Raw genomic sequence first — 12,435 nt, 5'->3', positions numbered from 1 at the left:
TCGCAACGACAAAAATAACCGTTCTGTATAAAGTTAACTCTTTTTATGACTACCGTCACATATTGGCTGATTACCTGTTAACTTACAGCCGCAAAAATAGATTTTTTTAGACTCTGTTGCGGTATATTTAACGGGTGTAAATTCAGTTCCTTTATGTGAGCCATCACAAAATGGTTGGCTTGTACTTTGTCCACAAGCACACCAAAAATATTTTTTATCTGCTTCTACTTCAATACCATATGGGGTGTCTGAAATGCTAACAGGTTTATTCATCATGTATACTCCGTGGTTTAAAAATACCAAGGTAATTACTATTACTTGGTTTAAGCAGCAATTCATGCCGCTATAACCAACTTTAGTTTATATTTTTTAAAAGGACACTAAACTGAAATTTTTCCTTCAAGGTATTGCACCGCTTTACCTGAAATATGAACCTTATTGCCTTTTACGCTACACAATAGCTTTCCTCCTCGTGTAGACGCTTGAAAAGCCACCAAATCAAGTTTGTTGAGTTTACTTGCCCACAAAGGTGCTAAACCACTATGAATAGAGCCCGTTACTGGGTCCTCATATCCGCCGTTAGCTGGCCAAAAATAACGCGAAATAAAATCATATTCCTTTGATCTTGCAGTCACAACTACATCAAAAGGTGCAAGCTGTTTTATTAATTCGATATTTTGTTGCACCAAAAGCACATCAGCTTCTGTTTCATAAACCACAAAATAAGCTTGATCATTTAATAATACTTCTAGTGGTTTAATCGACAATCCATTTAATAAAGCTAAAGGTATATCATGAATTACTTCAGGTATTTTATTAGGAAATACCATTTCAATATAACCATTACTTAATGCTGTTACCCATAAATCACCCACAGCTTTAGCAAAAAATTTAATCTTCTTTACATCAGAGTGTTGTTTAAAAATAACAAATGATGCCGCTAAAGTTGCATGACCACAAAAATCAATTTCTGTTATCGGGGAAAACCAACGTATTTCGTAGCTGTGCTGCTCAATTTTTTTGACAAAAGCAGTTTCTGACAGATTATTCTCAACAGCAATTGACTGCATAAGTTCATCACTGAGCCAGTCTTCTATTATAATGACCGCAGCTGAATTACCCTTAAATGTTGTATCAGTAAATGCGTCAATAACATTAATTTTTAATTCCATATGAAAAATAACACTCCAAGCCTAATATTACTTAAAACAGTAGTTTTATATTTATCAGTTTACGTTGATATTTAAAAGCTTTATCCCAAGGTTGTAACAAAATGAACAAACATCATTCTCGTTGGCTTTAGCAACATAACATACGTTACAATAGCTTTTTTAATACCACAGTTAGGTTTATTGATGAGCGAATATTTAGTTTTAACAGCCATGGGACCAGATCGCACCGGCAGTGTCAGTGACTTAACCAAACTAGCCAGCGAATGTGGCTGTAACATTTTAGACAGTAGAATGGCGATATTCGGCTTAGAATTTACCTTAATCATGTTACTTACCGGTAATAATAAAGCTATTCATCAATTAGAAAGTAAATTACCTGCTGTGGCACATAAGCTTGAACTTATCACTATGATGAAAAGAACATCCGGTTATCGTGAACAAGACTTTGTTCATCATTACCAAGTTGATTATGCTGGTATAGATCAACCCGGTGTTTTAAAAGCTGTTACTGCTTTTTTTGCCACACGCAATATTGATATATCATCTTTAAAGTCTGAAATTAATCAGAAAGATAATCACATGAGTGCATCAATTTTAATCGCATTGATGGAAGAAACGAGTATCGATAAACTTGAAAGTGATTTCCTCCAATTGTGTGAGCAATTTGATGTACAAGGTTGTATAAAGAAAATTCAATCAAACCAGATAGATTAACCAAGTAAATACCCGTCACACTCCACGTGTATTACCTAAAATAGAAAGGATAAAAATAAATGTTAGCAATAGGCCAACCTGCCCCGAAATTTACATTACTCGATCAAAACAGCACAGCTATTGAGCTAGATTCATTTAAAGGTCGAAAAGTACTTATCTATTTTTATCCAAGAGCTTCGACTCCCGGTTGTACTGTACAAGCTTGTGCTTTAAGAGATTCTAAATCAGAACTTGATGATTTAAATGTTGTTGTATTAGGTATAAGCCCTGACACACCTAAAAAACTAACAAACTTTATTAATAAGCAAACATTAAACTTCACATTATTATCTGATGAAGATCACGCAGTTTGTGAAGCTTATAACGTATGGCAATTAAAGAAATTCATGGGAAGAGAAAGTATGGGCGTGGTGAGAACATCATTTCTAATCGATGAGAATGGTAATTTAGAACATATCTTTAATAAGTTTAAAACTAAAGATCATCACGAAGTTGTTCTAGATGTATTAAAAAATCTTTAATCTCATGATGAATACCGCTTAAAAAGCGAGTAAAAACAAAAAAGGCTTAACAATTAATTTGTTAAGCCTTTTTTTATAAACAGTACAATGGGTTGCATTGCAGAAAAATTGCCGATAAATTTTAAATAAATTAGTAAGTTAATTAAATATATTAACCAACTTTTACTGATAACTGCTCGGGCTGTTGATAATTTTTAGCGTCTAAGAAACCTGGCTTTGCCAGTGCTATATCGGTTAATTGGTTCACAACATCACCAATAACAATTAACGTAGGTGGCGTTATTTTATGCTCTGCTACTAATGCTGCAAGCGTAGATATTTTACCACGAAATATTTGTTGCTCTGGCTGTGTTCCCTTTCGAATAAGTGCAGCAGGAGTGTTAGCATCTCGACCATGCTTTATTAACTGCTCAGTTATGCTTGGTAAAGTATTAATCCCCATATAAAAGACAACTGTTTGGCTGCTATCGCTTAAACTTTTCCAAGGTAAATTAAGTTGTCCATCGTTTTGCATATGACCCGTAATAAAAGTACAGCCTTGTGCAACACCTCGGTGGGTTAATGGAATTCCTGCATAAGTAGTACAGCCTGATGCCGCGGTAATGCCTGGACAAAGATGACAACTAACACCATTTTTTAATAAATATTCAGCTTCTTCACCACCACGACCAAAGATAAAGGGGTCACCACCCTTAAGCCGAAGTACTTTTTTACCTTGTTGTGCATATTGGTGTAATAATTCATTAATTTTATCTTGCGGAACACAGTGCTTAGCTTGTTCTTTACCGACATATAAGCGCTCACAATCTGCAGGTAAAAGTGCCATTATTTCATCACTGACTAAGCGGTCATAAATAGCAACTTCTGCCTGTTCAATAAAACGTAAAGCGCGAATAGTCAGTAATTCTGCATCACCGGGACCTGAACCAACTAATGCAACTTCACCAGCTTGTAAAATAGATTTGCTATTTACGTTTTTCAAAAGTTTTATACTCTATTGATTTTAATTAAAATTTTTAATGATAAGTGACATACTATCCAAAAAAAATGATATTGGATCCTACCTTCGTTATTCTATTATAGAATAAAAAAAAGCGTTCCTATAAAATTTAATCCGATAACTTAGTGCTAATTAACCTAAGTTATTTTATTGATCTCACGGGTATAAAAGGGTCTAGACTCATCATAAAACAATAACGCTTTGTTAAGGCTGATATGTAGCATGTGATAATAGTTATGTAGCCTAGAATATTTTAAATGAATGAAACTGGCTAGAAGATTAAAATATTAGCAGTTACATCATAAATTAAAGCCTTTTTGATGAGACTTTAATTTATGCATAGCAGATGAGTAGCAACTTAAATGTCTGTTATTCCCTCAGCTTGCGTTGTAGTTGACCAAGCATTAAGCACAGCCTTAACAAGCGTTGCCAACGGAATCGCAAAAAATACGCCCCAAAAGCCCCACAACCCACCAAATAATATCACCGCAATAATAATAGTGACGGGATGTAAATTAACCGCTTCAGAAAATAGCAAAGGCACAAGCAAGTTACCATCAAGCGCTTGAATAATACCGTAAGCTATCATTACATAACCAAACTCTGCAGTGGTACCAAATTGAAACAAGGCAACAAGTAAAACAGGTAAAGTTACAATGGTTGCGCCTACATAAGGTACAAGAACCGATAGCCCAACTAAAACCCCCAATAATACCGGATAATTAAGTCCTAAGGCGATGAAGGCAATAGTTGATGCTGTGCCGATAATAATAATTTCAATTAATTTACCACGAATGTAATTCATGATCTGTTGGTTCATTTCACTGCCAACTTGTTTTGCCATACGGCGATCTTTTGGTAAAAATTTACGTAAACTATTAAAAAGCACACTCTTATCTTTCAAAAAGAAAAATACCATTAACGGTACTAAAATTAGATAGATCAGCAGTGCAACTACATTAGAGATTGAACCCAAGGATGCTTTTAATGCTAGTTGTCCCCATTCAATGAGCTTGTCATTGACTAAAATGATCACATTGCCTATCTGTTCAGCACTTACAAATTCAGGGTATTGTTCAGGTAAAGCGAGTAAGTATGTATGTCCTTTACCCAGCATTTGCGGTACTTCTTGCAATAAATTACTGCTTTGTTGCCATATTACTGGCATTAAACCCAAGATACCGATTAAGGTTAATCCGACAAAAGCAGAAACGACAATAACAACTGACAGTCCACGAGATAAGCCAATCTTTGATAACTTGTTTACCGGTAAATCTAATAAAAAAGCGATGGCAACGGCAACAAAAACAGGCATTAACAAACTACTAAAAAAATACACAAACAAGAAAGTACAAATGAGAATAACCATTAAGGTTACCGCACTTGGATCTGAAAAGTTCCTTTTGTACCAATCGCTAAACAGTGAAACCATAATATTTATTTTTCCATTCTTATCAATAATTCAACAGTATGCTTATCTACGTTACGCTGTTCAAAGTAAAACCCTTGTTTTAATAACAACCTGGGAATATCTTTTTTGGAGCCATTATCACGAATACGTATCAGACAACTATCAATCGGCGTTAACTTTCTCAGTAATAAGCGTAAATTCACCAGTGGCACTGGGCATTTATCTTGGGTGGCATCGTATTCGTAAGTCATAAATAAACTATGCGTTGTGCTTTAGTTTGATTATCTAATTTGCGACAATTGATTACAATGACATTTGTAAATTCTTTTGATGTATTTTTAATAATTTAAAGAGGTTAAAGAAAATAAATGAGCAAACTTTCTGATAATCCTAGTCTTAAAGAAATTGACGCCTATAAAAAAAAGTTAAACTGGGGTGATGTTCCCACAATTTATCAATTAGCGACGAACTCAATTAGGGAAATGGATGGATTGTTAACTCATGGTTTTAATAACGCTTTTAAACAGCTGCTTGATCAACGCAATTGGAACTTAAATACAACAACGCAATCGAGCAATATTATTGGTAAAGTAACAACGGGTAAGCCAAAAATTTCGCTTTATCATAATATTAATGAACAACATTATGAGTTACATTGTTATCCAATAATTAATAACGAACCGGTAAAGGAAGCACAGTTTAATAATCCGCAATGTCCTTTTATTGAATGGGCACCGCTAACAATGCAAACGTTGTTTAGATTGAACTCATTACTGCCTTTTATTGTCTACACCTTTCAAAAGGGTGATTTAGCCGATTATGCCCTTATTCGTTATGCAAACCAGCGAGTTGATGAACTTATTACGGTGTTAAGCCAATCTTTTGATATCACTGATATTAAAGGATATTCAATCGCTGAGTTTTGCAAAGAAGTTTACCGTAAGCAATCACAGTCTCAATCTTAGGCCTTAACTTGTGGTAATACACCTGAAAATATGGAAAATTAAATTTGTTTAAATTAAAACCGTTTATTATTGCACTTGCCCTTTCGTCTTTAACTACTAGTGCTTTGGCAGCGAATACAGAAACTAATAGAAATAAACTTCCTGAAATTGGCTCTGCGGGTGTAAGTGTACTTTCTATTGAAAAAGAACGCCAAATAGGTGGCGAAATGATGCGTCAAATTCGCGCATCACAACCAATATTGAATGATCCCGTATTAACAGAGTATATAAATGACTTAGGCAACCGTATGGTGAGAAATGCCAAAGATGTTAATTACAGCTTTGAGTTCTTTGTTATTCGTAACCAAGAGCTAAATGCATTTGCCTTCTTTGGTGGTCATATTGCTATTCACAGCGGTTTAATCACAACCGCAAGCACTGAAAGTGAACTTGCTTCGGTTGTCGCGCACGAAATATCACATGTTACTCAACGCCACTTAGCCAGAAGATTAGAGTCTCAAAGCAGAAGTCAATCGCTTACCATGGCCGCTATGGTTTCTAGTGTTTTATTAACCTTAATTAACCCAACCGTTGGCATGGCGGCGCTGAGTACTACAATGGCAGCTTCGCAACAAGCTAGCATCAACTATACACGAGGCAACGAGCAAGAGGCTGACCGAGTCGGCATTATGCTTTTGGTTAATAGTGGTTTTAATCCACAAGGTGCACCTGACTTTTTCAGCAAAATGGCAGAAAAATACCGTTATACATCAAAGCCACCTGCCATGTTATTAACGCATCCATTACCTGAGTCACGCATTGCAGACGCCAGAATTAGAGCACACAATTTCTCACCACGTCCATTAGCCCCAAGTTTAGCGTTCGAACTAGCTAAAGCACGCATAATGGCGAGATATGAAGGTAATGCTGAAGGTAACATTATTAACTTTCAACAAAGTTTGGATAAACAAAATTATGCTGTTGAGGCTGCTGCACGTTATGGGTTGGCACTATCTTACTATGAAAATAAAAACTATAAAGTCGCTACTTCTCAGCTTGAAGCGTTATTAAACGACGATAACAGAAACTTATTTTATGTCGATGCGCTCGCCGATGCTTATATTGCTGAGAAAAACTTTGATAAGGCTATTGTCATGCTTAGTGAGTTAAACTTATTAATGCCTAATAACCAAGTTGTGACTTTAAACTACGCAAACGTATTAAACGAAGCAGGGCAGTATGCACAGGCTGAAACGCTTTTACAAAAGTTTTTAGTATTGAGCCCAAAAAACTTTATTGCTAACGATTTATTAACTGAAGTCTATAGAAAACAAGATAAAAAAGCCCTGATGCATGCTACTAAGGCTGAAGTATATGCCCTCTTAGGTGCTTATCCTAAAGCGGTTGATGAATTACAAACAGCGTATAATTTTGTTGAAGAAAACCCATTATTACAAAAACGCATGAAAGGCCGAATACTGCAATTACAAGAACAACAAGAAAAACTTAAACGCCTGTAAAAAATCAGTTAAAATAGCGCTAATTTAATGAACTTAAAATAATCTAAGAGAAAAACATGTTAACGATTTATCACAACCCTCGTTGCTCTAAAAGCCGACAAACATTAGCACTCATTGAAGAGCAAAAACACGATGTAACTATTGTGGAATATTTAAAAACACCCCTTAGTGTTGCCGAAATTGAAAAGCTATTAGCTTTACTGAAGGTATCGCCAATCGATATGATGCGAACAAAAGAAGCCGAGTTTAAAGAGCAAAACTTAGCTCAAGCGAATGACGTTACTTTGATTGCCGCTATGGCTGCAACACCTAAACTTATTGAGCGCCCTATTGTTAGTGATAGCACACGCGCTATTATTGGTCGACCGCCAGAAAACGTGCTTTCTTTAATGCAGGTAAATAATTAAACATGACAACTACCTCACGTTTTTCAACAACCAAACTTAAGCAAATAACTTTATTTGGCTACTTCTCATTACTGTTTTACATGCCGTTTTGGTTAATTATTGTTAGTGATGACACCGCACTCTCTGTTCCTTTAACATTAACGTTTTTTACCTTACCGTTACTGTTTCCATTAAAGGGATTATTGCAAGGCAATCCTTATACTTATGCTTGGTCAAACTTTATTGTGATGATTTATTTTTTGCACAGTCTAACAACATTATGGGTTTCAGCTGATGAAAAATTGTGGGCTGTAGGCGAGTTATTTTTTGCCACAACAATGTTTATCGCAGGCAGTTATTATGCAAAATATCGCGGGCAGGAACTTGGTTTAAGTATTCGTAAAAAGAAAGAATAAAAGAACTTGGATTAAAATTTTAAAATCGATTTATAAAACGATTAGACAGGTTTACTTCACTAAACTTTCTTTTAGCATTTAATTCTCACCTCTTAAAATTCAGCACTAAAGTTATTTCATCTAATTTAGTGCTTTTTCTTTTACATTTCCAAGAAAAACTTACCGACTTCAAGTTATACATTATCCTTTACTAATCGAGATAAATTGTATAAAAATAGCTCAGGATATTGATTTTTATAACCAACAGTTTATATAACGAACAACCCATAACTGAAGTTAGTTCATCTATACAAACATTGTAAATTGACCAAACACAGTAAACAGAGGCACAAATGACTAATATTTTTTCGAACAGGAATATTATATTGGCGTTAACTTTAGGCGTTTTTGTTATTCAAGGCTGCGGTGGCGGCAGTAGCGCTGAAAATAAAAAAGAAGTGCCCATTGATGACTTTACCCCGGTTGTGACCCAAACAGGCATAATAGCATCTGATGAAAACAGCAAAACCGCTCAACCGGTTGAGCTATTTCTATATTTTCCCAATGACTCGATTAGTAATATTAACTGGCAACAAACAGCAGGTAATCATGTTGTTTTTCATGCTGGTAACTCAAAAGGCATTGCGTTCACGCCCTCATCTGCTGGTGACTATAGTTTTCAGGTAAATTTTAGCCGTAATGGTCAAAGTGAGACATTAACTCATGCTTTTTCAGTATCCGATGAAAATAACCAAATATCGGCAAGACTAGGACACGCAGTATTAGAAGGTAATGACGTTTCATTAAGAGTCAGCCTAGAAGACACTTCACTGACCAATAACAGCATTGTCTGGCAACAAATCTCTGGCCCTAATGTTACCTTTAGTGAAGCCACAAACGGCAAACGTGCTATTTTCTTTAAAGCGCCCGCTGTAAGTGCTGATAGTTTACTTACTTTTAGTGTAAGTGCTTCAGATGGCACAACTCAACATCAAGATACTGTGACCATACTCGTTGAAAACGCTACCACCATTAGTAGCAATGAAAATATTGCCTACGATACCCGATTAGCTAGAGTTTACCCGTTCAATGCTAACTCTCCTTATGCCAATGTATTAGTTGACTGTGTTTACAGCAACGCCATAGATTTTCGCACTAGCTGTAGGTTGGATCAACTGCCACTCATAGCACAAGATACAACATCACCAACCGTTGAAGACATAATGGATCGCGTTGTGGTTTCTCATCAATGGATGGGGCAACGATTTAAAGAGTTTTTACAAAACTCAGATCCTCAAGGCGACTTTAAAAATTTACTTCGTGCTACCACAGCCATTGTTATTTCGTATGATGTTCGCCCGTCTTATTACTGGGTAGTTACGGGGGCTATTCATTTAGATCCAAATAATTTTTGGTTAACGCCTGATGAAAGAGATACCATAAATGAAGCACCTGACTATCGAGCATCATTTGGCGACAGGTTAAATTTTGTAATGCCATGGCGTTATGTTAAAGATAATACCTACGCAAGCTTTTACTACCCTGAAGATATGCGAATAACACGAGATGCAAGCGACGGACTTTATAGTTTAGCGTCTTTGATGTATCACGAACTTGCCCACGCCAATGACTTTTTTGCTCAAAGTTCTTGGGCAAGTTTAAATCGAAATGATCGTATTCTAGATGCCGCTGAAAAAGTATTGCAATCTACCGGTATTCAGTCAGATTCGTTAAGTATCTCATTGCCACTTTACGGCGATGAGATGTACCGATTAGCACAAGTACGTTATCAAGGTGAAACAGCAACAACCACTGAACAAAGCTATAGCCCAAATGATGTTACAAGTTTCTTTAGCCCTGAACATGCACCACAATTTTACAATTACAGCAGTAAACGTGAAGATTATGCCATGCTATTTGATGGTTTTATGATGAAAGCCCGATACGATATTGACCGCGATATCGCCATTACGAATCAACCTCAAAGTGCGAGTGATGAATACATAGTTACTTGGGGTCAGCGCGGACGTATTGGCGATGAAAATATTAAGCAAAGGGTCGACTATGTAACTCGTAGAATACTGCCAGAGTTTACTTCTGCCTCGAGTATTATTAGTAATTTATCAGCGCCGATAGCAATGGAGTCAGGTAAAACATGGGGAGAAAACTTAGCGATTAGCCCGGTGATTAATCAAACAGAGAAATCAACGGCCCAAGCCATACCATTGAATAATTTCAAACTTAATAGAGTTAGTGTCAACGGCCCAATGTTTTACGAAAAACCCATACCGACTCGACCAATTAATTAATATGGCGCTTATAGTGTATGCTTTTGCAATAAATAGAGCTTAATTTAGCAATCGGTATGGATATAGCTTTAGGTCAGATTAATAACGTTAATGTCGGGAGTTAACACGTTGGAATTAACTCAGCTTTAGCGTTATTAGTTCGCTACTGTTAAGACAAACTTAAAATACGCACTTAACGATGAACTTTAAAATAAAACGTCTTTAATGAAGGGAATAGTTATACGACGCTGCTCTCTAATTGATGCTTGATCAAGTTGCTCTAATGCGGTAATTAAACTGGTCATGTCTCGCGATAAACGATTAATTAAAAAGCTGGCAACCTCATCACTTATATATAAACCTCTTTGCTGTGCTCGATATTGCAAAGCAAAGGATTTTTCTTCATCCGATAGTGGCTTTATTTGTTCAGTTAAGCCCCAGCTTAATCTTGATACCAGATCAGGCAAACTTATATTAAGATTCATCACACTTTGATCGCCAGTGATAATTAAACATTTATTTTGTTCAACCATGCGATTATATAAATCAAATACCCCTTGCTGCCATTTTTTATCGCCTGCAATTAACTGTATATCGTCTAAACAGACTAAATCAATATTCTCCAACCCGTCTAGTACGTCAACTGAAAGCTGTGTGAGTTCTGAAAAAGATAAACATAAAGATGAGATGCCCAACGTATCAGCATAGGCGCAACTGGCATGTAACAAATGACTTTTACCGACACCGGATAAGCCAAACAAAAACAAGCTGTGTACCTGTTTATTATTAACGGTTATCTGGTCAAGAAAGTGCGTTAATTGCTGCACAACCATTTGGTTACTTTCACTTTTAAAGCTCGCGAAAGTTTCATCGTCTGGTAATTGTACAGAGAGCGTTAATTGCGACACTTTCTTCACTTTTCACCCCAATTGAACATGGGTATTTGATCACTACCTTCAGGCGCAGCCAATGGATCGATATATCGATTTAGCTGCTCACTTAATTTTAAAGAAGCCAGTAGTGCTTGTTGAGAGCCAATTAACGATAATTTAAAACGTCGGTTTGTCCCTTTCACACTGATTAATTGAACGGCTTGAACAGCTGATAACTCAGCAAGAAAATCTGATACGGCAATTAAATCAGCTAAAGAGGAAATGTTCGCTACGTCAATTTCAAACTCATTATTGTTTGTTGTAGATAAAGCATATTGCTGATAAATAATATCGGTAATATCCGATAAAACCGTCGTTAATAGCGTATCAACATTATCGCCAGTGTAGGGTTTACTAAAAATTTGTGCGTGCTCACTTTGAGCGTCAGTCATCAGGCTCCAATCTACAACCAGACTATGATTTTGGCATAGCGGGCAATTTTCTTCATCAATTTTGGTAGCGACTAAACTTGAGTTAGATACTCTAATAACGACCACAGCTTCTGCCAAGTAACGCGCTGATGCTTGTGCAACAGGTTGTGAAAATCGCCCCCACACATCGGTAAGCGTCAACGAGGTTAAATCAGTTAAGTCCATTATTGGCATTACCACAGGTAGACCACGTAACTGTGAAAAGTTATCAATAATCGACGGTAACAAAGAATCCGATGTTGAAGAAATGATTTTACGACTAAAACCATCCTCTTCAACCAACCAAAGCATAACTTGAGGTCTTAATCGCCCCCAAATGGCTAAATCACTGTCTTTAAATAACTGGTTTATTTTATCTTCGTCAAACGACACATTAAGTAATACATTATTATTACTGCGAATATATTGATATTGAGTAACATATTTATTGTAGTTGTTTATCGCTTGATTAATCTGTGGGTGGTCAATTTCTTTACCGCCGACTTTAACTAAAATAGCACTCAAAGCATTTTTAAGTGCTTGATTACGATCGCTATTCGACTGCGACGCTACAGCAACTTTTGCGCTGTACAAATTTTCAACTTCGATAGCGCTAGTGTTAAGCGATAATACAAAGCAAAAGAATATCAGACAATTTCTGAACATATATGGCATTAGCATGTGTTTCATAAAGAAGATCTTATCATAATGTTGCTGATTTTTATCACTTATAAAAAATAAT

General features: G+C 36.2%; 14 protein-coding genes. 7 read left to right on the top strand and 7 right to left on the bottom strand.

Annotated features, from left to right (window positions below; genetic code table 11):
- Nucleotides 1–33 precede the first annotated feature (33 nt).
- Nucleotides 34–276, bottom strand: a complete 243-nt coding sequence (locus DBO93_RS07960) for a CDGSH iron-sulfur domain-containing protein (protein WP_239059144.1) — start codon at nt 274–276, stop codon at nt 34–36.
- A 104-nt stretch (nt 277–380) separates the two neighbouring features.
- Nucleotides 381–1,172 carry a PhzF family phenazine biosynthesis protein gene (locus tag DBO93_RS07955; protein WP_108455846.1) on the bottom strand — a complete coding sequence of 264 codons (792 nt, stop codon included), beginning with the start codon at nt 1,170–1,172 and terminating at the stop codon, nt 381–383.
- A gap of 183 nt (nt 1,173–1,355) precedes the next feature.
- Here DBO93_RS07955 and DBO93_RS07950 point away from each other — a divergent pair, with 183 nt between their 5' ends.
- Nucleotides 1,356–1,886, top strand: coding sequence for an ACT domain-containing protein (locus tag DBO93_RS07950; RefSeq protein ID WP_108455845.1), 531 nt, complete (start codon nt 1,356–1,358; stop codon nt 1,884–1,886).
- A 59-nt stretch (nt 1,887–1,945) separates the two neighbouring features.
- Nucleotides 1,946–2,407 carry a thioredoxin-dependent thiol peroxidase gene (gene bcp / locus DBO93_RS07945; protein ID WP_108455844.1) on the top strand — a complete coding sequence of 154 codons (462 nt, stop codon included), beginning with the start codon at nt 1,946–1,948 and terminating at the stop codon, nt 2,405–2,407.
- Nucleotides 2,408–2,558: 151 nt separating this feature from the next.
- Here the strand turns inward: bcp and cobA are convergent, their stop codons facing one another.
- The 3 genes from cobA to DBO93_RS07930 all read right to left on the bottom strand — a co-directional run bounded on the left by cobA (nt 2,559) and on the right by DBO93_RS07930 (nt 5,069).
- Complete coding sequence (cobA, locus tag DBO93_RS07940) at nt 2,559–3,389, bottom strand: uroporphyrinogen-III C-methyltransferase (RefSeq protein WP_108455843.1); 831 nt, start codon at nt 3,387–3,389, stop codon at nt 2,559–2,561.
- Between the two features lie 376 nt (nt 3,390–3,765).
- Nucleotides 3,766–4,839 carry an AI-2E family transporter gene (locus DBO93_RS07935; RefSeq protein ID WP_108455842.1) on the bottom strand — a complete coding sequence of 358 codons (1,074 nt, stop codon included), beginning with the start codon at nt 4,837–4,839 and terminating at the stop codon, nt 3,766–3,768.
- Nucleotides 4,840–4,844: 5 nt separating this feature from the next.
- Nucleotides 4,845–5,069, bottom strand: coding sequence for a sulfurtransferase TusA family protein (locus tag DBO93_RS07930; RefSeq protein WP_108455841.1), 225 nt, complete (start codon nt 5,067–5,069; stop codon nt 4,845–4,847).
- Nucleotides 5,070–5,186: 117 nt separating this feature from the next.
- On the opposite strand from DBO93_RS07930, the gene DBO93_RS07925 reads away from it, so the two are divergent.
- The 5 genes from DBO93_RS07925 to DBO93_RS07905 all read left to right on the top strand — a co-directional run bounded on the left by DBO93_RS07925 (nt 5,187) and on the right by DBO93_RS07905 (nt 10,372).
- Nucleotides 5,187–5,783, top strand: a complete 597-nt coding sequence (locus DBO93_RS07925; RefSeq protein ID WP_108455840.1) for a hypothetical protein — start codon at nt 5,187–5,189, stop codon at nt 5,781–5,783.
- 44 nt (nt 5,784–5,827) lie between these two features.
- Nucleotides 5,828–7,282, top strand: coding sequence for a M48 family metalloprotease (locus tag DBO93_RS07920; RefSeq protein WP_108455839.1), 1,455 nt, complete (start codon nt 5,828–5,830; stop codon nt 7,280–7,282).
- 56 nt (nt 7,283–7,338) lie between these two features.
- The gene (arsC, locus tag DBO93_RS07915) at nt 7,339–7,689 is read left to right on the top strand and encodes an arsenate reductase (glutaredoxin) (RefSeq protein WP_108455838.1); all 351 of its coding nucleotides are present in this window, start codon (nt 7,339–7,341) and stop codon (nt 7,687–7,689) included.
- Nucleotides 7,690–7,691: 2 nt separating this feature from the next.
- Nucleotides 7,692–8,084, top strand: a complete 393-nt coding sequence (locus DBO93_RS07910) for a DUF2069 domain-containing protein (RefSeq protein ID WP_108455837.1) — start codon at nt 7,692–7,694, stop codon at nt 8,082–8,084.
- A gap of 332 nt (nt 8,085–8,416) precedes the next feature.
- Complete coding sequence (locus tag DBO93_RS07905) at nt 8,417–10,372, top strand: hypothetical protein (RefSeq protein ID WP_162533748.1); 1,956 nt, start codon at nt 8,417–8,419, stop codon at nt 10,370–10,372.
- 185 nt (nt 10,373–10,557) lie between these two features.
- Here DBO93_RS07905 and hda read toward each other — a convergent pair whose 3' ends face one another.
- Nucleotides 10,558–11,259, bottom strand: coding sequence for a DnaA regulatory inactivator Hda (gene hda, locus DBO93_RS07900; RefSeq protein ID WP_239059143.1), 702 nt, complete (start codon nt 11,257–11,259; stop codon nt 10,558–10,560).
- Between the two features lie 5 nt (nt 11,260–11,264).
- On the bottom strand, nt 11,265–12,383 hold the full coding sequence (locus tag DBO93_RS07895) for a DUF2066 domain-containing protein (protein WP_108455834.1): 1,119 nt from the start codon (nt 12,381–12,383) through the stop codon (nt 11,265–11,267).
- Nucleotides 12,384–12,435 lie beyond the last annotated feature (52 nt).

Origin of the sequence: Colwellia sp. Arc7-D, from assembly GCF_003061515.1 — a bacterium.
In the GTDB taxonomy this organism is placed as follows: Bacteria; Pseudomonadota; Gammaproteobacteria; order Enterobacterales; family Alteromonadaceae; genus Cognaticolwellia.
Note: the sequence above shows the minus strand (reverse complement) of the source record. Positions and strands in the feature narration are given on the sequence as shown.